General features: G+C 39.3%; 26 protein-coding genes. 6 read left to right on the top strand and 20 right to left on the bottom strand.

Translation table 11 applies throughout. From position 1 onward, the window contains the following. Positions 1 to 164 precede the first annotated feature (164 nt). Together K348_RS0113135 and K348_RS0113130 are read right to left on the bottom strand one after the other, a co-directional pair. Positions 165 to 446, bottom strand: coding sequence for a hypothetical protein (locus K348_RS0113135; protein WP_029905447.1), 282 nt, complete (start codon positions 444 to 446; stop codon positions 165 to 167). A 33-nt stretch (positions 447 to 479) separates the two neighbouring features. Further along, the gene (locus tag K348_RS0113130) at positions 480 to 1517 is read right to left on the bottom strand and encodes an NAD(P)/FAD-dependent oxidoreductase (protein WP_029905446.1); all 1038 of its coding nucleotides are present in this window, start codon (positions 1515 to 1517) and stop codon (positions 480 to 482) included. Between the two features lie 189 nt (positions 1518 to 1706). On the opposite strand from K348_RS0113130, the gene K348_RS0113125 reads away from it, so the two are divergent. Then, positions 1707 to 2510, top strand: coding sequence for a metallophosphoesterase (locus tag K348_RS0113125; protein ID WP_029905444.1), 804 nt, complete (start codon positions 1707 to 1709; stop codon positions 2508 to 2510). Next, a complete protein-coding gene (locus K348_RS0113120; protein ID WP_156032884.1) occupies positions 2485 to 3132 on the top strand; it encodes a hypothetical protein in 648 nt (215 codons plus the stop codon). Before K348_RS0113125 ends, K348_RS0113120 begins: the two co-directional genes overlap by 26 nt. Positions 3133 to 3200: 68 nt before the next feature. Here the strand turns inward: K348_RS0113120 and K348_RS0113115 are convergent, their stop codons facing one another. The 17 genes from K348_RS0113115 to K348_RS0113035 form a co-directional block, all read right to left on the bottom strand. Then, a complete protein-coding gene (locus K348_RS0113115; protein WP_029905433.1) occupies positions 3201 to 5279 on the bottom strand; it encodes a dihydrofolate reductase in 2079 nt (692 codons plus the stop codon). A gap of 68 nt (positions 5280 to 5347) precedes the next feature. Then, the gene (locus K348_RS0113110) at positions 5348 to 6211 is read right to left on the bottom strand and encodes an aspartyl protease family protein (RefSeq protein WP_029905431.1); all 864 of its coding nucleotides are present in this window, start codon (positions 6209 to 6211) and stop codon (positions 5348 to 5350) included. 9 nt (positions 6212 to 6220) lie between these two features. Next, complete coding sequence (locus tag K348_RS0113105) at positions 6221 to 6919, bottom strand: Imm19 family immunity protein (protein WP_029905429.1); 699 nt, start codon at positions 6917 to 6919, stop codon at positions 6221 to 6223. 16 nt (positions 6920 to 6935) lie between these two features. Beyond that, on the bottom strand, positions 6936 to 7673 hold the full coding sequence (locus K348_RS0113100) for a hypothetical protein (protein ID WP_029905427.1): 738 nt from the start codon (positions 7671 to 7673) through the stop codon (positions 6936 to 6938). 83 nt (positions 7674 to 7756) lie between these two features. Further along, a complete protein-coding gene (locus tag K348_RS0113095; protein ID WP_029905425.1) occupies positions 7757 to 8878 on the bottom strand; it encodes a universal stress protein in 1122 nt (373 codons plus the stop codon). A gap of 80 nt (positions 8879 to 8958) precedes the next feature. Next, positions 8959 to 9213 carry a hypothetical protein gene (locus K348_RS0113090; RefSeq protein WP_029905423.1) on the bottom strand — a complete coding sequence of 85 codons (255 nt, stop codon included), beginning with the start codon at positions 9211 to 9213 and terminating at the stop codon, positions 8959 to 8961. Positions 9214 to 9291: 78 nt separating this feature from the next. Next, positions 9292 to 9987, bottom strand: a complete 696-nt coding sequence (locus K348_RS0113085; protein WP_029905421.1) for a phosphatase PAP2 family protein — start codon at positions 9985 to 9987, stop codon at positions 9292 to 9294. Between the two features lie 31 nt (positions 9988 to 10018). Beyond that, positions 10019 to 10840: a tetratricopeptide repeat protein gene (locus tag K348_RS0113080; protein WP_029905419.1), complete on the bottom strand. Its 822-nt coding sequence runs from the start codon at positions 10838 to 10840 to the stop codon at positions 10019 to 10021. 6 nt (positions 10841 to 10846) lie between these two features. Continuing rightward, positions 10847 to 12682, bottom strand: coding sequence for a BatD family protein (locus tag K348_RS0113075; RefSeq protein WP_029905417.1), 1836 nt, complete (start codon positions 12680 to 12682; stop codon positions 10847 to 10849). Positions 12683 to 12717: 35 nt separating this feature from the next. After that, positions 12718 to 13332: a BatD family protein gene (locus K348_RS0113070; protein WP_029905414.1), complete on the bottom strand. Its 615-nt coding sequence runs from the start codon at positions 13330 to 13332 to the stop codon at positions 12718 to 12720. Between the two features lie 49 nt (positions 13333 to 13381). Next, the gene (locus tag K348_RS0113065) at positions 13382 to 14236 is read right to left on the bottom strand and encodes a BatD family protein (RefSeq protein ID WP_029905412.1); all 855 of its coding nucleotides are present in this window, start codon (positions 14234 to 14236) and stop codon (positions 13382 to 13384) included. Continuing rightward, positions 14236 to 15027, bottom strand: coding sequence for a tetratricopeptide repeat protein (locus tag K348_RS0113060; RefSeq protein ID WP_029905404.1), 792 nt, complete (start codon positions 15025 to 15027; stop codon positions 14236 to 14238). Before K348_RS0113060 ends, K348_RS0113065 begins: the two co-directional genes overlap by 1 nt. A 24-nt stretch (positions 15028 to 15051) precedes the next feature. Further along, positions 15052 to 16074: a VWA domain-containing protein gene (locus K348_RS0113055; protein WP_029905401.1), complete on the bottom strand. Its 1023-nt coding sequence runs from the start codon at positions 16072 to 16074 to the stop codon at positions 15052 to 15054. Between the two features lie 106 nt (positions 16075 to 16180). Then, positions 16181 to 17164 carry a VWA domain-containing protein gene (locus K348_RS0113050; protein ID WP_029905399.1) on the bottom strand — a complete coding sequence of 328 codons (984 nt, stop codon included), beginning with the start codon at positions 17162 to 17164 and terminating at the stop codon, positions 16181 to 16183. Between the two features lie 15 nt (positions 17165 to 17179). Then, positions 17180 to 18244: a hypothetical protein gene (locus tag K348_RS0113045; protein WP_029905397.1), complete on the bottom strand. Its 1065-nt coding sequence runs from the start codon at positions 18242 to 18244 to the stop codon at positions 17180 to 17182. Positions 18245 to 18316: 72 nt separating this feature from the next. Then, positions 18317 to 19186: a DUF58 domain-containing protein gene (locus tag K348_RS0113040; protein ID WP_029905395.1), complete on the bottom strand. Its 870-nt coding sequence runs from the start codon at positions 19184 to 19186 to the stop codon at positions 18317 to 18319. 98 nt (positions 19187 to 19284) lie between these two features. Further along, the gene (locus K348_RS0113035) at positions 19285 to 20277 is read right to left on the bottom strand and encodes a MoxR family ATPase (RefSeq protein WP_029905393.1); all 993 of its coding nucleotides are present in this window, start codon (positions 20275 to 20277) and stop codon (positions 19285 to 19287) included. 272 nt (positions 20278 to 20549) lie between these two features. Here K348_RS0113035 and K348_RS0113030 point away from each other — a divergent pair, with 272 nt between their 5' ends. From K348_RS0113030 to K348_RS0113020, 3 genes are all read left to right on the top strand, one after another. Next, the gene (locus K348_RS0113030) at positions 20550 to 21230 is read left to right on the top strand and encodes a DUF4328 domain-containing protein (RefSeq protein WP_029905391.1); all 681 of its coding nucleotides are present in this window, start codon (positions 20550 to 20552) and stop codon (positions 21228 to 21230) included. A gap of 237 nt (positions 21231 to 21467) precedes the next feature. Continuing rightward, entirely contained in the window at positions 21468 to 22730 is a 1263-nt protein-coding gene (gene pgk / locus K348_RS0113025) for a phosphoglycerate kinase (protein WP_029905390.1), read from the top strand. Between the two features lie 98 nt (positions 22731 to 22828). Continuing rightward, positions 22829 to 23791, top strand: coding sequence for a hypothetical protein (locus tag K348_RS0113020; RefSeq protein ID WP_029905389.1), 963 nt, complete (start codon positions 22829 to 22831; stop codon positions 23789 to 23791). A 49-nt stretch (positions 23792 to 23840) separates the two neighbouring features. Here K348_RS0113020 and K348_RS0113015 read toward each other — a convergent pair whose 3' ends face one another. Further along, a complete protein-coding gene (locus K348_RS0113015; RefSeq protein WP_029905388.1) occupies positions 23841 to 24557 on the bottom strand; it encodes an energy transducer TonB in 717 nt (238 codons plus the stop codon). 557 nt (positions 24558 to 25114) lie between these two features. Between K348_RS0113015 and K348_RS0113010 the strand changes: the two genes are divergently transcribed. Further along, positions 25115 to 26290 (top strand): transglutaminase domain-containing protein, encoded by a 1176-nt coding sequence (locus K348_RS0113010; protein WP_029905387.1) that lies wholly within the window; start codon positions 25115 to 25117, stop codon positions 26288 to 26290. Positions 26291 to 26298 lie beyond the last annotated feature (8 nt).

Genomic DNA, 26298 nt, shown 5'->3' with positions numbered 1-26298 from the left:
TTACTCTATTCTCAATAAGAAGATTATAGCTTACCAACATGCTAAGTTACTAGTTCCATTTTAATTTATCTCTATATTAAGATAAATTAAGGTCATGAAAAGCATTCTTTAAATACAAAGAAAAACGGAATACTATATCAGTATTCCGTCATGGCCATGTATATCTATTTCTCTTCTTCTACAATAAACCAGCGCGTACTGTCTTTCTCGCGTGCGGCTGCCTGTCCGGGTTGCATATCGGGAAGCTTGCGGAGTGCAGGTTCCATTTCAAGTATTTCCTCAACCGACACCAGATAGGCATCTTCGTCGTCTGATACTTCATCGTCACCAAACAATTGCCAGTCACCATCTTCATCATAAAGGACAAATGTAACGGGCGAACCATTTGTGAGGACATAGCTTGTAGTCATTATCGACTTATTTTTCGGTTCTTCTTTCAGTTTCATAATTTAATCAGTTTGAGAATAAAGATAGAGATTTTAGTTCGATAATTCCCTGTTTACCCTGCGGTTTATCCTCTCAAGCCATTTAGGCTTTCCGCTCAGGTATATAAACAATCTATGCACGGGCGGGAAGTAAAATAGTCTTGCCATTCTCTTCCGCCTTTTCACTATATCCATTAAGGGCTGGTTCAACTGCTTATAATCCTTGCCCTGTATAATCGATAAGGCCGCATTTTCCCCACTCTTAAAAGCAAAATAAAGTCCTTCTCCCGTTATAGAATCTACATATCCTCCGGCATCACCTGCCAGCAGTATATTTTTGCGGAAAGGATAATCCTGTTTATCGAACATCGGTATATAAGCACCTTTCGTTTTACAGTCAGGCATCAAATCATATTCTTTCAGTAACTTATCAAATGTTGCGGTATTTGTATGTCTGTCGCCATATCCTACTACATAACCGCGGGGATTGGGAAACTTATATAGATAACCGTTTTTTAATCTGTTGTCAAAATAAACCTGTAAGTCTTTTTTCTCGTTCTCAATCACCGTCTTTTCGAGCCATAAAAAACCTCTTTTAAAGTCAGGCTGAAGATATTTACGCACAATACTATTCGCCCCGTCGGCTCCTATGAGATAATCGCACGAAAGTTTTTTCCCGGATAATAACGAGAGATAAATCTTATCGTCTTCCTCCTCAATCTTTGTTATAATATCTGTCAGTCTTTGCCCTCCTTTTTCCTCATATTCCTTCAATAAAGTATAGTCAAAGTCGCGTCGCGATACGATGCGCAGACCTTTGTCGATGCTGTAGCTGCATATATATTTTTTCCGGTAAAACATCTTTATAGCCCTGATATCCATATAATCGTAGTTCAAACCGTTAAAGATACGGTCAACAAATGCGTGAGCCTGAGGAGTAAGCCCTCCTCCGCATATTTTCTCACGGGGAAATTCCTTCCGGTCTATAATAAGGCAGTCGCTGCCATTTTTCAGTAATGTATAACCACATGAAATACCGGCAGGTCCTGCCCCTATTATAATAGTCTTTATATGAGTTTTGTCAGGTAGCATAATCAATCATGAAATCTTAAAATTTCGGCAGGTAAAAATACAACAAAATCATAAAATCATCAAAGGCATCTCAATTTTAGTTAAAATAGCCTTAAAAAGTAAAGATTAAAAATATAATATTTGACAACTTGATAATATATCTGAATTTTGCTTCGTAAACTTGCATTCGCATTTATTATACACCAATTTATGAAAAATTTATTCATTTCCCTTTGCTTGCTTTTTTCTCTCTCGGCATGTGATATGATAGAATATCATCCCTACGACGGACGAATAAGCGGAGAAACGGGCATAAATGCCAAAAATATAGCACGGATAGAGGAAAAGTGCGCCGGAAAAAAATCGATACGGTTTGCGGTAACGGGAGATACACAGCGGGATTATGACGACACTGAAGACTTTGTAAAAGTTATCAATAAACGAAATGATATAGATTTTGTACTGCACGGAGGCGATGTCTCCGATTTCGGGCTGACCAAGGAATTCTTGTGGATGCGTGATATCATGAACAAGCTGAATGTGCCTTATGTAGTATTATTGGGTAATCACGACTGTCTGGCAAACGGGATGGAAATCTTTCAGAAAGTATATGGAGATTTTAACTATTCATTTCTTGCAGGCGATACAAAATTTGTGTGCCTGAATACAAATGCCCTCGAGTTTGATTATTCGATTGCGGTTCCCGATTTCAAATTTATCGAGCGTGAGCTTAAAGATGAAAGAGAAGAATATGCGAAAACAATCGTAGCAATGCATGTACGCCCTTATTCGGAGCAGTTCAATAACAATGTAGACCAGATATTCCAAAGTGAAATAAAGAAATACCGCAAATTACAATTTTGCCTAAATGCGCATGACCACTGGGCGCAGGTAGACGACCTCTTCGGAGATGGCGTCATGTATTACGGTACGCCGAATGTAGGGCGTCGTCAATACCTCATATTTACAATTAACGATGATGATACTTATGAACGAGAACTTATTGAATTTTAAAAATAAAATATTCGTCTGCATCATCACTCTATTATTCCCTGCCCTACTCGCCGCTCAAAACGGATACGACAGGCGCATAGAAAAATACAAGTCGCAGTGGGAAAGGTTAATCCCCAGCTACACGAAGATACAATATGCAGGCGGAATGGGGCTTATATCACTGGGTACAGGATGGGATTATGGTAAAAACAACCAGTGGGAAACAGATGTATTTCTGGGATTCCTGCCAAAATATTCGACTAAACGTTCTAAAATAACTTTTACGCTGAAACAGAATTTTATCCCATGGAAAAAGAACCTAAATAAAAAGTTTTCGATAGACCCGCTTGCTACTGGACTCTATATCAATACGATACTTGACGGGGATTTCTGGATAAGTGAGCCGGAGAAATATCCGAGCGGATATTATTCTTTTTCTACAAAAATGAGGTTTAATATCTATGTCGGGCAACGTATAACGTACAATATACCGGATGACAGGCGATTTTTCGCCAAGTCGCTTACTTTATTTTATGAGATAAGCAGTAGCGACCTTTATATAGTAAGCGCTTTTACAAACAGCTACCTGAAACCGACCGATTATCTGAAATTATCATTCGGACTGAAAGTGCAGATGTTTTAAATCAATAATATAAAAAGCAAAGCCGGATTAGAATTAATCCGGCTTTGCTTTTTATTTCTATTTATATGTTAGTCATTATAAGTAGGCAATGTAGAGTAATCTTTCGAGTACCGCAGCATTTGCTCAGTATATCCTTCGGTATATGAAATCTTCACATCCGTAATTTTTCCATCATTATCCTGCACCAGTTCAAAGACAGGATTTACAAAGCCTTTGTATGGCTTCATAATCAGTGTCTTGTAGCGATCCAATACTTCTTTATGTAATTTCTGATCTACTTTCACTGCATAATTGGCTACAATGTCTTTTGCCGCTTTAAAATCACCTTCCGACTTGATACGTTGTATTTCAGCAAGTAAATCACCGAATAATGTGCGTAATTTATCATAATCGTTTACGACAACATATGTTTTACCGTCACGTACCTTATATTCCACAACATTTTCGGCCTTTCCTTTTTCATAAACCCATTTGGCTATCAGCTGGCGGTTGCGCATGTGTGCTTCTTCGATATCCTTGCCCGGTTCGATGCGTACAAGTTGAGTCATTAAGCCGTTCATCATAAATTTATAATATTCAGCTTTGTATGCATCCGCTGTAGGAATGATACCTAGCTCCACCAATTTATTGTCGGCAAGGAAATACAGTCCGAATAAGTCGGCACGCGCTTCTTCTATCGTAGAACTGAATTCGCCTAAAGCATTCGGGTCTACTTCCGGCAATAATTTACCCGATCCGTGCCCCAGACATTCGTGCAAATCGGTATGTAATACATCGGTAATGAAACCGTATTTTTTTATCATTTCTTCTTCGACGTTCGACCACATGAACTCTTTTCCGAATCCGGTATGTGCGCCTGCAGCATCGTAAGCCTCCATGATATTCTCAATAGTCACCGATTTGGAACCATGATCTCTGCGTATCCAGTCGGCATTCGGCAGGTTGATTCCTATCGGGGTAGCCGGGTAACAGTCGCCGCCTAGTTGGGCAACCGTAATTACCTTTGCCGAAACACCTTTTACGGTCTCTTTCTTGAATCGCTTATCTACCGGGGAGTGATCTTCGAACCATTGCGCATTTGTACTGATGATTTCCGCGCGTTTTGTAGCTTCTACATTCTTGAAGTTTACAGTGGCCTCCCAACTGGCTTTAATGCCTAGAGGATCGCCGTATACTTCGGTAAAACCGTTTACAAAGTCGACCTGCGAATTCAGATCTTCTACCCATGCAACTGCATATTGATCGAATGTCTTCAAATCCCCAGTCTTATAATATGATATTAGTTTACTTATAACATCTTTTTGCTGGCTATTTTCAGCTACTTCTTCCGCTTTCTCCAGCCAGAAAACTATTTTCTCTATCGCCGGTGAATACAGTCCGCCTACTTTCCATACCTTTTCTGTTAATTTTCCGTTTTCTTTTACGAGACGGCTGTTCAGCCCGTAAGATATCGGGGTCAGGTCGGTAGTATCTTTCATGGCATTGTAAAAATCCTGTACTTCTTTCTGGGTGACACCCTCACCATAATAGTTATTGGCTGATGTCATTATCAGGTCGCCGCCCGACTGGTTCACTTTCTTAGCCATTACTTTGGCGTCGAATATCACGGGAGTAATCATCTTGATAAAATCCTCAACCGATTGTCCTTCTTTTACAGGAACAAGGTCGGCAGGCAACGCTTTTACCTGTTCTGCAAAAAACTCTTTCGAAAAGGCTGGCAGGAATTTTTCTTCCCCGTAATGGTGATGAATACCATTAGAAAACCAAACGCGCTTGAGATATACTTCCAGCTCTTTATAGTCGCTTATGCTCTTATCACCTTTATAATTGGTATAAATACCCTCCAATGTGCGGCGTATCGCCAGATTGTAGCGGTTATTCTGGTCGAAAAGGATGTCGCGCCCTTCAAGTGCGGCCATCGACAGGTAATAAACTAATTCTTTTTGTTCCAATGGTAGATTTTTAAATCCGGGAACATAATACCGCAGAATTTCCAAATCTGCAAAAGCATCCACTTCATATTTAAAATCTGCAGGAACTGTATCTGCTTCGGTCTGCTTTGCGGAAGTATTTGCTTTCTGTCCTCCGCCACAGCCGGCACACATTATCGATAATCCGGTCATAGCAATTAATACTGATTTTTTCATTTGACTGTTTTTATAATATCCTTCAATCCTTTCCACAGCTATTATAGCTGTTACGATATGCAAAGATACTAATAGTTACTAACAGGTTTGAGATAAAGATTGTTTTTTCTGAAATCGAAAATAACCGAAAAGTACCTGAAAAACTGATTCCCGAGCAGCCCAATATACATATCGTTCTCTTTGAATACAAACCATTCCGAATCGGTGAATATCACATCCTTATTTATCAGTCGGGTATTGCCTACAGCAATTGTATCCGCTTTTAAAAAATTCACTTCCGTGCGGTTCGTATCGAGGTTCTTTGCCCGTCCGGCTTTCAACTTGCTGGTATCGAGATTATATTTAGCCAGTATATTATGAGCAAAAAACAAGGTACCGTTCAATCCTGTATCTATCCAGCAATTACCCTCTATTTTATTTCCGCCGATTTCAACTACTACGGGTATAAGCAGACGACGGCCTCTGTTCTCGAATTTTATGCAATCGTATCCTTGGAGGCTGTTCAATTCTTGTGTCTTCAGTTCGCGTATATACTGATGTTCATAAGATACTTCAAGGATGCGCCTGTTAAAGAAATCCCAACCAAGTAATACACAATCATCTCCGTACCAATGCAGAAACTGACTGCCCGGCTTCATAAAGGTAGCCGACATGGTCTTAGCCCAATCCCCTACCTTGAAGCGAATTTGTTCAGTCCTCCGGATATTAGCTGTATCTTTTCTCAAACGTTCGGGAACAGCAAGCCCCCATGCCCCGATATCAAGTAATGCCTTTATAGGTACTGAATCATTTATAAGCCCGTCGAGTATAACATTGCTTTTAAAACTGTGGAAAGGTACTGCTCCGGCTGGCAGTACCCGAACTACCGTATCACTCTGGGCAATACAGAAATAAGTAAAAGAGAAGAAGAATATAAAAAAAGAAAACCTCATCGGATTCTTCTATTTTGAGACAACTTTATCTACAAAAGCTTTCAGAGATTTGTTTAATTCAATAACATCATCTTTATAGCGGGGATATTTCAATACATTCCTTACACTATGATTGGTATGACAGGCAACTCCCACCTGCGGCTCATCATAGAACTTTCCTTCAATGACCAAGCCGTTGGCAATGCATCCCGCTATATAATCCGATTGCCCGGCAAACATAGATATTTTCTTAAGCCTTTCACTTATTAAAGAAACGGCGTACTCTTTTTCCGTTTCTTCAATCCCTGCCATCGGAAGCAATAACAAGAATAAGAAATCATATTTATCAAAGGCAAGAAGCTCATCAAGCGTCAAAAACCATGCTTCGAAATGACCTCCCAGATTCCCGATATAATAATTATTCAGATAATATATTGTCTCCGACAAATGAAATTCTATTGCAAAGCCCATTTCATCAGTCAATCGGCCTGCAATCTCTTTCGGGTTTTCAAAATAGCCTTCTTTGTCAGCGTCATCCTCAGGTAGGAAGTTATTATACCATGTTTTGAAATCAGGAACATATTGATCAAAATTTATTACTTCTCTGATTGCATCATCCATGTTCAGCTCTTTTTCCTCATCAAAACCTCTGAAACCCATAATATAATAATACCAGAAATTCAGATTATCGTACCCGATATCTTTTTTGCATAACAATTTATCATTCATATATCATGTCAAGTTATTATTCACTTATGAATTTATTTATATCGCTACTAACCCTAGCCAAAGTTTTCATTACCGCCTCTTCCTGTATACGTTTTTCTGCTTCATTATCATTGAAGTCATCTTTCATTTTCTTTGACATATAATCTTCAGTTACTACAGTTGAAAACGGTACCATTCCTGTCCTGACATCCATTATCAGGACTTGGGTTGTCGCAAAAGCTTTATGTTCATCAGCCGAAAAAACTTTCAATTTTGAATACATTCCTCCTTTAATGGAATACACTAATACAATATCGGCCTGCATCCGTACTGCCGCCTCACGAATAGAAGTGAAAGATGGGGATGTGGGTAGCATCAGATCAGGTACTAAAGATACTTTTTTTACCCGCTGTTGGCCCTCCAGATTTGTAGTTAGAGTGGATAAGTATTTCTGACGGGAAGAAAGATAATCTTCATCGTATCCGTAACGCCTGTTTATCAATGGAGCATTATCCACGTTCACAATAGCTACGCGCAATTTTTCGGGGAGATAATACGACCCGTCCAATAGCATTTGAATATGCTCTTCCGAAATACGGGCATCTTTATCCGTAAATAAAGATTGAGTAATTATGCCTTCATCGGGGAATTGCACTCCAGCAACGCTTCCCGTCATATCTACCGGATAATAAACCGGAGCAGAAGCATGCCGTGCAGTATTACATGATGTGAGGGCAAAAACAAGCGAAAAAAATAAGAATGTATACGTTTTCATGGGCAGTGTGTTAAATAAAAAAATCTATTCATTATCTTCAAAGATAACGAATAGATTTATATCAATATTATATACTTCAGTATTTATCCTCTTAATACCAATAATGGTGTGTCGGAGTGGAAAAGCATCTTACGCGATATGCTCGGGCTGAACATGCGGGCGAATATATTTCGCTTGCTGGTTGTCAGTGCCAGAATCTGAATATCATCATTCTTAATATATTCGTCGAGACTTTTCAGCATGTCGTTTGTATCAATCAGTTTATAATCGAGATTAAGGCCCGGATATTGCTTCGAAAAATAATCTTTGATTCCCGCCAGTTTGATTTCATCCCACTGGTCGCCTTTCTTTATGGAGATATGTGTTAATATAATCTGTACATCCCTGTATGGCTTGAGCAATTTAGTCAGTACATCAAATGAAATCAAATCCCTTTGACTGAAGTTGGTCAGAAAAGCTACTTTTGTTACTTCTTTCAGGTCGGAGAAGTGAGTTTTCTCCGGTATTGCAATTATCGGTACATGCGTCATTTCGATCACTTCCGCCGTAACGCTACCAATAAGGTCTGCATCTTTCTGGTCTTTACCGCGGGTACCCATCATAATCAGGGCAGGCTTATATTCTTTTGTGAATGTTACTATTTCTTCTTCCGGAAGCCCTTCGCGCAATACATATGAATAGTTGACAGGTGGAAATTCCCCCTCGGAAACTTTCTTATCTATCGTATTGCACAACTTCTGGATATTCTCCTTAACTTTTTCTATAATATTCTGGAATTCCTTTTCTTCTTTTCCCTGATAAGCAAAAGCTTCTGCCATAGGCAATGCCGTAGGGTAATAAGGATTGAAATACACATGCAGAATTTTCACCTTAGCATTCAGGTCACGCGCCATGTTAAAGGCAATCTTGCAGGCCTTAAGGGAATAATCGGAAAAGTCTACAGGCACCAGTATGCGTTTTCTTCCGTCGTCTGTACGGTAGGTTTCTTCTTCGTCATAACTGAACAAATGACGGCTTTCTACCACACTCAAAGCTTTTGGAAGATCAGATTCATTGATACGGATACGAACACCCGCCGATACACCCGGATTATCGAGATCCACATCATTGATATGCACTTCGATATTCTCGCCTTCCAATACCTCTTTTAATATCTGGGCCTTTTCGTTCGTATGTATTGCCAGCGTTACCAATTTATCTCCCATAGCCGATATATTTTAAAGTTATAGTACTCAATTTTAAAAGAGATGAACACTTTCGGCATCCATCTCTCAATTATCTTTTTTTAAGCTTCCTTCGTTTCCACCATTTCTAAAGCCATATCCAAAATAGTAGTATCGTCTAGTGAAACATATCCGCCGTCCGGACCCGGTTCTATGTGAACACCGCAGCTTTGTCCCTTTTCGTAACTATAACCGCCAAAGTAGTTCCAAACCGTTTCTACAGGAATTTGCAATGACTCTGCAATCTTATGTATGCTCCCATCCGGCAAACTGTCCTTGATTTTGCGAAGCTCTTTAAATTTAATAACTTTAGTCATACTCTCTAAGTTTTAAATGGTAATTGATTAGGAATATGTTCTAAAGTTATAAAATTCTTTTTTGAAAAACAATGGGTTTCAGGAAGGAATATCAAATATTGCACTGTATATCGCAATAAATACTATCGTTAAGACAATTACAGCTATAATTACTTTTGCCCTTTCTTTGCTATAGACTGGTATTTTCAAATCATCTTTAGGAACTTTCAGAATATATCGGCGAGAGGTTAAATAAACATAATACACCAAAAAGCCTATCAATGTGCCCCACACGGCACCTCCGACAACATCGGAAATAAAATGCACCCCAAGATAGATACGCGAATAAGCCGTAGTAACGGCCCATATGATCATCGTCATGGTATAATAGCGGTAGCGGAATAGCAATGATGTAAATGCTACCACGCCAAAGCCGTTGGCTGCATGGTTGGAGATAAATCCGTATCGTCCTCCGCGATATCCTTTCACCACTTCAACAAAAGATTCGAAGTCGGGATGATGAGTAGGGCGCAACCGCTCAAAATAGGGCTTGATTACCGAGGCAGAAACGAAATCGCACAAAACTCCCACTAAAGCAGCGCATATCAGAATCAACAAAGCTTCTTTCCACTTTATTTTATATACAAATATTATAAGACCGGCAATCGCCAGTGGCAACCATACTAGTTTACCACTATAGATCCACATAAATGTGTCCCAATATTCGGTATGCTGATCATTCAGCCAAAGGAACAGGTTCCTTTCATAAGGTAAGATTTTTTCTACAAGGCTCATTTATGTGTTTTCAATATTAGACGAGGCATTATTATATCACCTCAAGTTTTTCGCGTTGTACCCAGCCGACATTACCGTTATCGATTTCTATTTCGAACCAGCTACGATCTTCTTTAGTAATATAGACCTTTGTTCCGGAATGCAAGATAAACAATTCCTTACTGTTTATATCCGGTGAACTCATTATAGATGCCGAGCCTGCCATTATTACGGCAGTATCCCTATGTTCGATTTTATTCTTTTGCCTGAAAGAGAACACATTGGCCAGTATAACGATGATCAATGACACGATCCCTATATAAAATGCTGCTTTCTTCACCACAATCAGGCGGCTGAAAAAGAAGCCGACAAGGCAAACCATAAACAGCAGGAAGGTGACGATCGCTATTACAGACCATACATTAGAACTAAACAGATTCTGCACAGCAGTAAACCATATACTCAGGAAAAAAGTATCGGCTACGAGTATCTTATCTTCTATCTTCGTGGAAAGATAATCGATATTATGGCGGGTATCCCTATCACCGGGATTGAGAAGTAATGCCCTCTCATAATTCAGGCGGGCATGTGCCAGATCATTTACCCTGAAATAGGCGTTACCGAGATTGTAATATAATTGAGATGATTCTAGCCCATTTTCCAACTGCTCTTTCTTCTGAATTTCCAGTATTTCGATAGCTTTACGGAAATCGCCTTCATTGTAAGCTATTACAGCCGGATCGGAAGAAGCTTTTGCATCAGCAGATTCAGCTTTAAGGTTAAGTGAGTCAGATGCCGCAGGTATAGAGTCCTGTGCAAAAGCAAGTGTATATATAGAAAATAAGAATAAGCAAGATAATATAATTCGTTTCATCAGTCCTTATTTTATTTTTTTGATTGTACTTTCCATTTTTCCAATTGCATCTACCGTATCGTTGTACAGATCGTCCATAGCATGTCCTGAACCTGACGGCGCATAGCGTGCAAACTCTCCGGTATCGAGAACATTCATAAACTGACTGATCAGTTCATCCCCTACTCCGTATTTACGCAATTCGTTTTCAATATTTTCGCGGTTCAGATCAGCAACAGGTATTGTAAGTTTATCACTAAGATATCCCCATACCGCACGTAGTATTTCTTCATAGAAATTATCCTGCTTCTGAGCCTGCAGGTACTGCTTAGCCTGTTTAAGACGTTTGGTAGCGACTTTATTTGCTTTTTTGGTACGCATAAGCGCTATGTCGGCATTGGCTTTGATCTGCTTCCTGTATATAATAGAAAAAACGATAAATAAGACAAACGGAATCAGATACCATAAAATATATCCTGCCGAGGCTATAATAAAGCTCTGCGGATTAGTAAACGAGTAGTTTCCTGTTTTTACATAGCGGATATCCTGTTCTACTTCCAACTCTCTCTGGCTGGAATAGCTGGTCGATACATTTTGCCCTGCGTTAGGATCTTTATCTACATTGAGCGTATAAGCAGGCGATGTAGCCGTCTTATATGCACCGCTTCTGGTATCGAAATAAGAAAACTCGATAGGCGGTATAGTAAATTTACCCGGATAGCGCGGGATAAACATATATTCTATAGTCTTAGTGCCCGACAAGCCGTTTTCTGTCAGCCGGAAGTCATTTTTTACAGTCGCATCGTATGTTTCAAAGTCTTTAGGAAACTTTATTTCCGGATTTTTTATCAATTTTAGATTACCTGTTCCGGTAATATCAAGTTTGATAGTTACGGCATCGTTTGCCTTCATTTTCTCTGCCGAAATGGACGGTTTGAATGAGAAATCTCCTACCCCGCCCGAGAAATTTGCAGGTTTGCCTTGTATAGGAAGCGCAGAAACATCTACTGTAACAGGAGAGGTTTTCAATACTTTTTTAGCCTCTGTCATCACTTCCTGCGGACCGAAGAATGTCTGAACTTTCTTTCCGGAAGCAACTTCGAATACAATTTCCATTGTTCCCGAAGGGATTGTCATCTTTCCCGAACGCTGAGGAAACAGCAGTATTTTCTTTACGTCCACGGTATAATAGTTGCGGCCATTATAATGTTCCAACGCCATTTGACGATTAGCCGGAAGCTCAAAGTCTTCTGTCATAAATCCCTCAAATTCCGGAAACTGTATTTTACCTACATCCCTGATATTTAGAACGGTATAAAAGCGGAATGTAACCGTCACGGCTTCTTGTTCTTTAACTCTCGTTTTAGAAAATATAGCCCTTACAAATGCATCATTAGCGCTCACATTACCCGAAGTAGAGGACGACGTGGTAGCCTGTACCCGTTGACCCGGCTGTGCAGGCTCGGCATTTTTATCAGGTGGCAATACTTTTATCTGAGCGGTGTTCGACTTGTAATTTCGCCCGTTCACCTTCACTGTAGCGGCAGGCAGCGTAAAAGTACCTTCTTCCTTAGCCTGCAATACGTAAGTATAGGTAACATTACTATCGGTTTTGGTCTTCCCATTTACGTACGAAGAACTGAACATACGCGATTCGGTAGGCCCGAAAAGAACCTCAAAACCGTTAATCGGTTCCGGTACATCGATGCTCTGACCTTCACCACCTCTCAGTACGTACTGTAGTTGTATCTGCGCTCCTTTTACGGTAGTATTGGGAGCACTGATGGCAATAGTAATGTCATCTGCAAATATTTTTGAAATGCTTAGAAGTAATAATATGAATAATACAAAATACTTTTTCATTACTCTATTCATTTATTTATGTTATTTTCTCTCATTTATTTCTTTTCAGACACATTTATTGTTACTTCGCGCGACTTCAATGTTTTCTTAACTTCCCTCATTACAGGCGTATCGCCGAATTGCGATTTAACTGTTTTTCCTGTAGGAACACTGAATGAAACCTCCATTGTTACAGGCTTTATTTTTAGTTCACCTACCTTTTGAGGCGTTAGCCGCACTTTTCTTAAAATAACAGTATAGTATTTATGTCCTGAATACATTACTTCTTTCATCTTGCGTATAGAATCCAATCCTGTATTCTGCACTTCGAAATCGTCAGATTCAGGCCATTGTATCGATGACATATTCCTAGCCTCAATCTTTGTATAAAAACGAAATTCAACATCCAATGCCTGTCCCTTAACGAGATCACTATCGGAAACAACAATATCGATAAATGCATCAGCATCCGAAATAGTCGGTTCTTCGTCTTCTTCTTTCTCTTGATCGGTTATCGCCGGCTCAGTTTTCAAACTGTCAGCGCTCCGTGCATTCTTTACAGACTCATTCTTATCTACTGCCCGCGTCCTTTTTCTGTCAGGTGTACAGGAAAACAATGTAATGAAAATACATCCTAATAAGGCGATTATTATATATAAATATACTTTCATTATCCCTGTTTTCTTGATGTAACTTTTCAACCTACAAAAATAATAACTTTTATATTGCTTTCAGGTCCTGAACACTTATAATTACAGGATCAATTGTTAATGTCTTTTCCGTCCTGATAGCTTCGTCGTAAATATCACCCCACATATCGCGTACTTTACGGCCTGTAGGCGTGGAGTATTCAACCGATATCTGACCTTCAGGAATCGATTTCTGTCCTATATTCTTGGGCTGGAGAATCATCCGCCTTAAATCGACAACCTTATAGGTCTTTCCGTTAATCTTTTCTTCACTAAAGTTCTGCCTCGAACGTGTGATATTTGTTGAATAGAAATCACGCATATTAGGAAAATCGGCGCTTATTATCCTCTCAATCTCTTTTGTTGTATACAACCGGTAAGTGATCAGCAACGTATCGGAAAGATTTACAGTTGTTTTCGACACTATTGTTTTAATGAAAGCATCGACTTCAGCGGTAATTTCCTTCGGAGATTTTATTTCTATCTTTACTACCTCGGATTTATATTTCTCACCAAATACTGAGACTTCCGCTTGGGGAAGTGTATATTTCCCTGCTGTCTGTGCTACGAGATAATAAGAAGATATAGTCTTGTATACGGTCATTCTTTTACCATCCTTGAAACTCACGTTCTTCGACGAAGAAACGGTAGGGCCGTAAACGATAGCGAAGCCCTGCATAGCTTTAAAAATAACCGGTACATGCGCATCATTGACACTTTCCACAATGTAGTCGACACGCACCTGTTCCCCGACAAACACTGTCTCGGGCGCTTTAATATTGATCTTAATATTTTGCCCTACAGTGACTAAAGAAAAGATAAATAATAAACTAACCAATGAGAAAAACCGATATATTGTCAAACGATTATATCTTATTCTGTTCATTACCAGTCTTTATTTTGTTTTCTGTTGTTTTCGTTCTTTTGTTTACGTTCCTGAGCCTTCGCCTGTTTCACCCGCTCCTGCGTTTCCTTTTCGTCCTGCTCTATAGCCTGCAATATTTGCTGGATATTGTCCTGGGACATCTGGTTCTCCTGCTTATCCTGTTTGTTATCTTTCTGGTCGTCTTTCGGATCTTGTTTAGGGTCTTGCTTCGGATCTTCTTTCTGGTCTTTATTCTTGTCTTGTTTGTTATCTTTATTCTGATCCTTATTTTCGTCTTCTTTATCTTTTATCATTTTCTGAACCACAGCCAGATTGTAACGCGTCTCGTCATCATTCGGATTCAAACGCAGTGCATTTTTATAAGCTTCCATCGACAGTTTCAGGTTATCCGCCTGTTGACCGCCCTGCTGTGGTTGTCCGGCCTGCTGAGCCATTTGCTGCATCTGCTGCCCTTTTTCATTGGCTTTCTTCTTTAGGAATGTGTTGCCCATATTACTCCATGCGGAGCTCATTTTTGTCTGGTCTTCATTCTCCAATGTAAGGTAATGCTGATATTCTTTTACGGCATCATCCCAACGCTGTTGTTTATAATATGTATTAGCCAGATTGAAAGAAGCCTCTTTCGAACTAGCATTTTCTTTCAAAGCCTTGTCGTATTCGGTTTCGGCGGCACCGTACCGTTGTTCATTATAGGCTTTATTTCCTGTACGAACGGCTTTTCGCACACCTTTCTGAGCCGAAAGACCGACAGTTATAAATCCGAGTAATATTATAAGTATAGTTTTCTTCATCTTTTCAAACTCCAATTTCAACAATTATTTGAACAACCTGATATTACGGAATATCCTGTTTTTCTTATCAAAAATACAGATTTCTAATAATAACAAACCTAACATAACCCATGCAAAAATCTGGAATTTCTCGTCATATTCAGAATAGGCAATACCGTCGATTTCTTTCTTCTGCAACTTCTCCAATTCGTTTTGCAGGCTTTTCAAAGCACTGTTTGAATTATCTGCATGTGCATAAAGTCCTTTTCCGGCCTTGGCTATCTGACGGCACATCTCTTCGTTCAACTTGGTAACGACAGGTTGTCCCTGTGTATCTCTCTTTACATTGGTAGAGCCTTCCGATACCGGAATCATTGCCCCCTGATTGGTACCGATACCTACAACATTGACATGCACTCCTTTTTCGGCAGCACGGGCTGCAGCTTCTTCCGCATTTCCTTCATGTCCTTCACCATCAGTTATAAGTACAATGGCTTTATCAATATCCGAGTCGTTAGAGAAACAACTCATACTGATATCGATAGCGCTTCCTATTGCCGTACCCTGCACAGGCACTAAATTAGGATCTATAGTTTCAAGGAATAATTTGGCAGACTGATTATCCGGAGTGAGCGGCAGCTGGATAAATGCCTCTCCGGCAAATACGACGATAGCCACCTTGTCATCCCTGCGTTCATCTATAATACGGGTCAGCATTTGCTTGGCTTTCGCCAGTCTGCTCGGCTTGATATCTTCGGCCATCATCGAGTTGGATACGTCGATTGCTATAACCAGTTCTATTCCTTTTTTATCCACCTTTTCCACTTTCGTTCCGAACTGCGGACGGGCAAGCACAACAATACCGAATCCGATAGCTATCAGAACTATCCAGAACTTAAGATACGAACGCTTAAGCGATAATTCGGGCATCATCCTTTTCACCAATGCCAGCGTACCTAGTTTTTCCACACTCTTTCTCTTCCGTATATTCAGGAAGATAAAGCCTATTATAAAAACAGGTATGGCAAAGAACAGATACAGATATTCAGGATTTCCAAATTTAAACATGTTTCTTTATATAGTTACGAGTTACAAGTTACAGGTATCAAGAAATAATCTTTTTCAACCTCACTTTTCACTCATTATAATTCATAATTTATAACTTATAATTTCTTTACGGTATATTCCTTAGCCACGTACGGCGAAGAATCAGTTCTAAACCGACTAAGGCCAAAGCAAGTATTGCAAACGGCAGATAAAGCTCCTTACGTTTGGTTACCGTATTCACACTTATATGCGTTTTCTCCATTTGGTCTATCTCGTCGTAAATAGCGCTCAGACTTGTATTATCCGTAGCACGGAAATACTGCCCTTTTGTGATAGCGGCGATCTCTGTCAGAGTTCGTTCGTCAAAGTCACCCGAGACCTGCATCGACTGCAATCCGTAGGGAGTCATAATCCGCGCAATGGAAGTACCCCGCGACCCTATTCCGATTGTATATACGCGTATCCCATATGAAGCTGCAAGTTCGGCAGCTGTCAAGGGTGCTATCTGCCCCGCATTATTAGAACCGTCCGTCAGCAATATTATTACCCTCGATTTCGATTTGCTGTCTTTCAGGCGGTTCACCGAATTTGCAAGACCAAGGCCGATAGCCGTTCCATCTTCTATCATACCGAATTTTACTTCGGTCAATAGATTGAGTAACACTTTATGGTCGGTAGTCAGCGGGCACTGTGTAAAACTTTCACCTCCGAATATTACAAGTCCTATCCTGTCGTTCGGACGGTCATTTATAAATTCCGCAGCAACTTTCTTAGCCGCTTCGAGACGTGTAGGCGAAAAATCCTGAGCCATCATTGTTCCTGAGATATCGAGAGCCATAACAATATCTATCCCTTCAGAATTTGATACATCCGACGAGTTTACACTCTGCGGACGAGCCAACACGATAATTACCAGTGCAATCGCAATCAATCGCAATAGAAACGGAAAATGTCTTAAGTAAACTCTTATAGTCGAGGGTGCTTTTTCGAAAGCAAAGCCGGAAGACATCTTAAAGTTTGCCTGCATTTTCCTCAACTTAAAGATGTACCACGCGATAAGCGGTATCAGCAGTAAGAGTAAATACAAATAACCAGGATTGGCATATACTATATCCATCATATGTCTTTAGCTTTGTTTTTTATCATCTTTATTTTCGGTTCCCTCCGCACTTGTTGCCGTACCGTCAGCCGCACCATCTTTCTGTTCTTCCAGTGTAGGACGTTCTTCTAGCTTCGTCTGGTTGACAAACAGGTATGCATTTACAAGGCTCAAATCATTCTCATCTGCAAACGGGCTATATTTGGCAAACTTAACAAGGTCGGCCAGTTTCAATATCTGCGACAGTCCGTCTGTAGCCGATTTAGTATCTGTAGCCAAATGAACGGCAGCAATAATATCATCCGAAATCATTTCCGGGGCATCGATATTAAAGCGCCTGTCGATATAGTGGCGAAGGATATCTGTAAGTTCGGTGTAATATTCTTTCTCCTGCCCTTTTTGCCAAAGCTTAGACGATTTGAGTTTGTCCAATTCCTGCAAGGCAACCACATGAGGCGGCAATACAACTTTTGGAGTAAAGAAGTATCCCTTATTCTTTTTACGTATATAGAAATATACAGCCAAACCGATAAGTGCGAGCACAAGGAATATTATCAGCGGAATGTACAAGTATTCCAGATAGTCCTGCCATACAAACGGTGCATCCTGTATTGTTTTGATATCCGATATCTGCAACTGCTCGAAATCAATCGAATCAGTCTGATGATTTTTCAACTGTTCCAGATAAGCCAGCGATTGCTCGGAAAGCTGGGGTGCAGATACTTTCAATCCGAAATCATTTGTACGGAGTGTATCCATCCCGTCTATCACCTGCATGTAGCGAACGTGATAGAGCGTGGAGTCGAATGAAGTTACCACATACTTCTGGCTGATAGTCATAACTTCAGTCATTACTGTATCAGGCTTCAGCATTTGCAATACTTCGATACCTCTAATCAATGTATCCGGATAGACAGGGAAAATAATATCCCGTCCTTTCGGTGCAATGACCTCCACATTTATGATTGCCTGCTCACCAATAAGTATATCCGACGGCTGAATCGTAGCCCTTACTGTCGACTTTTGCGCATAGAGCGAAAAACTCAGGCAGCAGAGCAGAGTAAGCAATAGTATATTTTTTAGTTTCAACATATTTTAGTTACGAGTTACAAGTTACGAGTTACAAGCGATATAATTTATAACTCATAATTCATAATTATTCTTTTAGCTTCTCTTCTTAAACAATGCCAGCAACGCTTTCACATAATCCTCATCCGTACGTACAGAAACACTGTCTACCTTACTTCGGTTGAATTGCGTTTGCATCCGCTCCTGTTGTTTCTGCCACCATTCTTTATATACCTGACGCACTTTGCGGGAAGAAGTGTCCACCCATCGCTCTGCACCGGTTTCGGCATCCATAACTTTCATCAGTCCGACATTAGGCAATTGCGTTTCAAGATTATCATAAACCTGTAAAGCAACAATATCATGTTTACGGTTGGCAATCGTCAGGGCATTGTTGTAATCCTGAATATCGATAAAGTCCGATATCATAAACGTAGTACAACGCTTTTTAATAACGTTGGTAAGGTATTTCAATGCCATAGCTACATCGGTCTTCGCACTCTCGGCCTGAAAGTTTATTAACTCGCGGATGATATACAGAATATGCTTCTTACCTTTTTTAGGCGGAATAAACTTCTCTATTTTATCGGAAAAGAAGATCACGCCGATTTTATCATTGTTTTGTATGGCCGAAAATGCCAGTGTAGCAGCAATTTCTGTTACAACATCGCGCTTTATGGAATGCCTTGTACCGAAATCCTGACTGGCAGACACATCTACTAACAGCATAACGGTAAGTTCCCGCTCTTCTTCAAATACCTTTACAAAAGGCTTGTTGTAGCGGGCGGTTACATTCCAGTCTATGTCACGTATATCGTCTCCATATTGATATTCGCGTACCTCCGAGAAAGCCATCCCCCTGCCCTTGAAAGCAGAGTGATACTGTCCTGCAAATATGTTGCGGGACAGGCCACGGGTCTTTATCTCAATCTGGCGTACTTTTTTTAATAATTCGCTTGTTTCCATCTTGTTATTTTAGCTGTTAGCTATTAGCCGTTAGCCAATAGCCTCAATATACATTAATAAAAAGCTAATAGCTGAAAGCTATCGGCTAAAAGCTAAAATCAAGGTACTTCAATCTTATTCAATATTTCGCTTATAATCTCTTCAGAAGTCGTATTATTCGCTTCTGCCTCATATGTCAAACCGATACGGTGACGCAATACATCGTGGCATACAGCACGAATATCTTCCGGAATCACATAACCTCTGCGCTTGATGAATGCATATGCACGGGAAGCCAAAGCCAAACTGATAGAGGCACGCGGAGAAGCTCCGAAACCAATCATGCCTTTCAGAGAGTCTAGTCCGTTTTCTTCAGGGAAACGCGTTGCGAATACGATATCGACGATATATTTCTCAATCTTTTCATCCAGATAAACATCTCTCACCACTTCGCGGGCACTAATAATTTCATCTGCTTTCATTACCGGAGATAGCTTGCCATAATCACCTGTAAGATTGTTTCTAAGGATAAGCTTTTCTTCTTCTTTCTTCGGATAATTGATTACCACTTTCAGCATGAAACGGTCTACCTGTGCTTCAGGCAGCGGATATGTACCTTCCTGTTCGATAGGATTCTGCGTAGCCATTACAAGGAATGGAGAAGGTAATTTATAAGTATTTTCCCCGATTGTTACCTGACGTTCCTGCATCGCTTCCAGTAGAGCACTTTGCACCTTAGCCGGAGCACGGTTTATTTCATCCGCCAATACGAAGTTAGAAAATACAGGCCCGTGCTTTACTAAAAACTCTTCATTTTTCTGGCTATAGATCATAGTACCTATCACATCGGCAGGCAGCAAATCAGGGGTAAATTGTATACGATGATATTTCGCATCGATTAAAGACGCTAAAGATTTTATTGCTAAAGTCTTTGCCAATCCCGGCACCCCTTCAAGTAAAATATGCCCGTCGGCCAAAAGACCTATAAGGAGTGATTCCACAAGATGCTTTTGTCCCACAATCACCTGATCCATACCGATTGTGAGGGCTTCTACGAATGAGCTTTTGCTCTGTATTCTTTCGGTAAGTTCCCGAATGTCAACCTGCGCCATACTTTTATTCTGTTTTTCGTTTATATTTCGTTGTTTGATTTTCCTGATGATAAAACAAAAATAACCTATACTTATTGTAAGTGCAAATTATTCTTATTTACTAAGCACGACAAAAATAGAAATGTTAAATCTGAAAAGCGATAATTCGGAGTTAAAAAAAATTAAGCCGGACGGGTAATCACCTCAGCAATTAATATTAATAGGTATTGAACACCATATTATTAATTTTTGTAGTTTTACAACTTACATAAATTAATACTAAGAAGACAAACATGACAAATAAATTAAGACCTAACGAACAAAGAGGAAGGTATGCAATTGCTACGATGTGGCTTATACTTGGACTTAATATATTTATCCTATTATTCAATATCAGTATTTTTATTGTAAATAAGATTATTAGCGAAAATGGATACGCATCAGAATCTACTTATTACTTATACAAAATAAACTTCTTTATATCCCGCTTCACAACACTATTATATCTTACGGTAATTATTACATCCATCATAACTTTTATAAAATGGTTCAGGCGGGCATATTACAATCTGGGGATATTGACAAACGAATGCGCATATGATGATAGCTGGGCTACAAAGGGATGGTTTATACCTATTATGAACCTATATATTCCCTACCGGATAATGATGGAATTATATGAAAAGACGGATAAATACCTATGGGAGAAACATATAATGTGTGAACATCAACAAGAGTATGAAGATAAGCTGAAACCGGGCCTGGTAAAATGGTGGTGGACTTTATATTTAATTGTAAGTATTGGTGTCTATGGATTCCAGTTTATAGTAGCATTCTTTGCACCGGAATCGACTTACGACATAATCAGAGTCCTTATATTTTCTATTGTAAGGACAAGTCTGCTAATTCTACTCGGCATCGTAACTGTACTAGTTATGAAAAACTATCAAAAAGCAGAACCCCTACTGATATAACAAGAAGAAGTGATTTAATCAATAGCAATACTTCATTAACCCAACTTTTGCAAACTCTGAATAGCAAACGAAAGATTAAATAACATATTCTCTGCAAATTCACGTTATTTTCATTTTTCGTTAAGCAAATCTATCGTATAATTTAGTATATTTGTACCGCTTTTAAAAGCAGGAGATCAGAACAAACAACATATTGATAATCAATAATATTAATTATATATTTAAGTAGAAATAATCATGATTACAATTGACAAATTCAATTTCTCAGGAAAGAAAGCGTTCGTCAGAGTTGACTTCAATGTACCATTGGATGCCGACTTCAACATCACAGACGACACCCGCATCCGTGCTGCTATGCCAACTCTTAAGAAGATTATAGCCGACGGCGGTAGTCCGATTATCGCATCTCACCTTGGACGCCCTAAAGGTGTAGAAGAAAAATACTCACTGAAGCACATACTTGCACATGTATCTGAACTTCTCGGAGTTGATGTACAGTTTGCAAACGACTGTGTAGGTGAAGAAGCCGGAGTAAAAGCTGCTGCCCTGCAACCCGGAGAAGCTTTGTTGCTTGAAAATCTTCGCTTCTACGCTGAAGAAGAAGGCAAGCCTCGCGGACTTGCAGATGATGCAAGCGATGACGAAAAAGCTGCTGCAAAGAAAGCTATCAAGGAAAGTCAGAAAGAGTTTACTAAGACACTTGCTTCATATGCAGATGTATATGTAAACGATGCTTTTGGTACGGCCCATCGTGCACACGCTTCTACAGCCCTTATCGCTGATTATTTCGATGCTGAGCACAAAATGTTCGGTTACCTGATGCAGAAAGAAATCGATGCAGTTGAAAAAGTATTGAAAGATACTGCACGTCCGTTTACTGCAATCATTGGCGGTGCTAAGGTTTCTTCAAAAATTGACATTATCGAAAACCTGCTTGATAAGGTAAACAACCTTGTTATCGGCGGAGGTATGGCATTTACTTTCATTAAAGCTGCAGGCGGCAAAATCGGAAACTCACTGGTAGAGGATGACAAACTCGATCTGGCAAACGAAATCGTGGCTAAGGCAAAAACTAACGGTGTAAATCTTGTTATCGCAAGCGATGCTAAAATAGCGGATGCATTCAGCAACGATGCTAAATCTGAATTCGCAGATGCAAATGCAATTCCTGACGGATGGATGGGACTCGATGTAGGCCCTAAAGGCGAGAAAGAAATTGCAGATGTACTTATGGCATCTAAAACAATCCTATGGAACGGCCCTGTAGGCGTATTCGAATTCGACAACTTCGCACAGGGAACTAAAGTAACTGCCGAAGCTGTTGCTGCTGCTACGAAAACCGGAGCCTTTTCGCTTGTAGGTGGGGGCGACTCTGTTGCTGCCGTTAACAAGTTCGGCCTTGCCGATCAGGTGTCTTATGTATCTACCGGTGGCGGTGCATTACTCGAATTCATTGAAGGAAAAGTTCTTCCGGGAATAAAAGCAATCAGAGGATATTGATACAATCATAATATTTTAGACAAAAGATCTTTCTTTATTAGGAAGATCTTTTGTACTTTTATAGGGACAATATATCCATATAATCAAATCTAACAATTATGAAGAAAAACCTTTTCTGTAGCTTATTTCTAATTGCCCTAATAAGCATTTCTTTCATTTCATGTTCGGATGACGATAATATCATCCCGGAGCCTGACATTACATTAAAACTAAAAGCCAGCAAAACAACGATTACACCATTTGAAAGATTAACAGTCAGTATCGACTTAGATAAAGACTTATTGTGGGAATCTTACGACAAAGTAGTATTCAGCTGTAATGGGACTTGGTGGAATGGAATCATTACAATTCCTGATAACAGTGACGAAAGAGATATAGAAATAACAGACTACAGGCTAGGAAAGAACAAAGTATCTGCTGCAGGATATAAGGACGGCGAGCTTATAGGTGAAGCAGAAATAGAATATGAAGTCATAAAGCCAACCAAAGACTTCTTTTCTATAGATTGGAAAGACTCTAACCGGAATAACCATTACTATATTACACACCGAAAAGTAGAAACAAATGACGGCTCTTTGCGATGGAATGGGATATGGCTTACTATCAGCCCATTCCCTAAAGATACCGATACCGAATATGAATATGCATGCATCGACATCATGCCTCACAGCACACAAATACACGGTTTGAACAAGACAGGAAGAACTAAAAGCGAAAGTTCTTTGTTACCGGATATAGATAATTATGATTTCTGTGCAGCAATGGATAGTGAAGATGAATCCATACAAGAAGAAGCGAGAGCTTTAACCGAATCGTTCTTTCATGAATACATCACCCTTATTTATGGCAAAAGTATTGCCAGATATGAAGGAGAAGATGTAAGAGAAACAACACTATGGGATGAATACAATAAAAGATTCAAAAATAAATTGGGTGATAATATTTACCCTCGGTACAATGAGAAATATCCTGTAGAAATATGGGAGACCCCCACTTCAAACATATGCCTGTATGCTATATACAGAAACAGATATTATATTGTTGCAGAACCCCGCTCTTAAAATATATTGATAAACAGCCTGCCTCTCGCGCAGGCTTTTTTTATTACTTCTATCTGAAAACAATCGGTATTGTATAATATACATTCACCGCCTCACCATTATGCATGCCCGGAATCCAGTCGGGCATTATACCAACTACTCGAAGCGCTTCTTTATCTGCCTTAGGTGTAACGCTCCGAACAACTTCCGGCCTTACTATTTTTCCTTTCTTATTTACGACAAAACGAACCGTCACTCTCCCCTGAAAACAGGCATCACCATCTGGCCATCTGAGATTCTCTTTTATAAATTTGAACATTTCATCGGTTCCTCCGGGAAAAGAAGGCATATATTCTGCCGTAAAGCGTATTTGCTCTCCATCGGCAATACCGTCGTCCGGTAAGCGGAAAATTATGGGTAATGTAAACTTTGTATCAATGCTGAAACCTGATTTTTTTCCCGGTATCCACTTCGGCATCGATCTGATTATTTCTACAGCCAGACTGTCACAATCAGGATGAATTCCTCTGAGAACCTGCACATCTGTAATATCTCCTGTGGCTCTTACAACGAATCGAGTAGTTACTCTGCCTTCCACTTTCGCATCTAAAGCTGATATGGGATATATCAGGTTCTTTTTTATAAACTCATACATCTTTTCCTCTCCTCCGGGAAATTGAGGGATAGTATCAAAATCTATAAATATATCGGAATCAACCCTATCTTTATCCTGAGAATAAGAAACAATACTCACCAATAAAAAAAGTAACACGAATATTTTTTTCATAGCTTATCCAATAAAGATTACTCTATATAGATAAACCTCAACAGAAAAATCCACAAAAAGAAGCGTTATATTTTCAATCAGCCTTTAATATATTCAACCCATAAGCTTTACTTATATATCTGCTATACAAAAACACAGTCTTATTTTCACTTTTATTAACAATATATAGTTAAAAAGTAACAAAAGTAACGGATTTATAGCCATTAGTTGATAGCTGATAGGTATCAGCTATCATGCTAAAATTGAAAAAGTAACAAAAGTAACATTTTGAGCGGACAATTGAGAAGTGATAATTGACAATATAAAAACATGCACGTTGTCAACTGTCAATTTAAAAAACTGTAACTTGTAACTGCCCGCAGGGCGAAGTAACTTGTAACTACTATCATTTGGCTCCGCCGATTTCCAATTCAAAGAACTCAAAGCTATCAGCTAATGACTAAAAGCTTTTCCACAATATAGATAAACCATATAGCAGAAAAATCATGAGAATAGAACTAAAAATGTAACACCCCATTTCTTTTTTCGTCTATTTATAGTACAAATAAAACATAATTATGAGGAAAGTTATCGGTGTTATTTTAGTTCTGTGTTCAGTAGTAAGCGTTTCTGCACAAATCACAACAGATGAATATTCAGAAAAAGTTACAAAATTAGATAAGCATATAGCTAAATTTCGTCAGATCAACAATTATGACAGTACGGCATATTATTTATCTGAAAAAATGAGGCTTTTCGAGATGCTACCCCAAATAGATAAAGCAAGGCAAAAAAGCAATAAATTCTTTGGTTATTATAGTCTGGCATGTGCATATGCGCTTGCAGGTAAGAAAAGCCAGTCTCTCGATGCACTGGAGAAATCAGCCAATGCGGGACTAAAAATTTATAAACACGTATTATCCGATAGTGATTTGGATAATATACGTAATGAAAAACGTTTCCCCTCGATATTGAAAATCATCAAAGAAAACAGTGACTTTATAAAGGTACTTAGAGAGGGTGGAAAATATACGAATGAAAATACACAGGATTATCCGAAATTCAGCTATGCACAACCTGACGACTATCGTCTGAAGGAAGTAAAAAAATATTTTAACCTCGACTCCATAGCAGGAAATAAGGACGAAATATCAAAGATCATAAATTTAATGGTATGGGTCAATAAGGAAGTAAAACATGGCCCTAACTGGCCTTTTTGTGAAATAGATGCTGTAGATATATACAACTATCATAAAGTGTCAGGAAACGGGGTCAATTGCCGGGCAATAGCAACAGTACTGAACGAATGTTACTTAGCAATGGGAATAAAATCGAGAATTATAGGATGCCTGCCGGAAGATAAATCTGATAATGAAAGCCATGTTATCAATTGTGTATACGCTGAATCATTGAATAAATGGCTATGGATAGACCCTACAAACAATGCATTTGTAATGGACGAAAATAATAATATGTTAAGTATAGCGGAAGTACGTGAGCGGTTGATAAATAATAAAAAGATGAAACTCGGTGACACATGTAAGAGAAACATCGAAGAATATTTATACGAATATATGGCTAAAAATCTTTTCAGGTTTCATGCTTGTGCCAAAGCGGGTTTCAATGTCGAATCAGCATACAGGAACACAAATAAAATGCAAATACAACTTGTTCCCTTGGGATACGATATGAAATCACACGGAAAGACTTTTTATGCAACCAGTGACGATGCTTATTTTTGGCAATTGCCGTAATAATAATT

The sequence above is a fragment of the Prevotella sp. 10(H) genome (genome assembly GCF_000711235.1).
Classification (GTDB): domain Bacteria; phylum Bacteroidota; class Bacteroidia; order Bacteroidales; family Dysgonomonadaceae; genus Dysgonomonas.
Note: the sequence above shows the minus strand (reverse complement) of the source record. Positions and strands in the feature narration are given on the sequence as shown.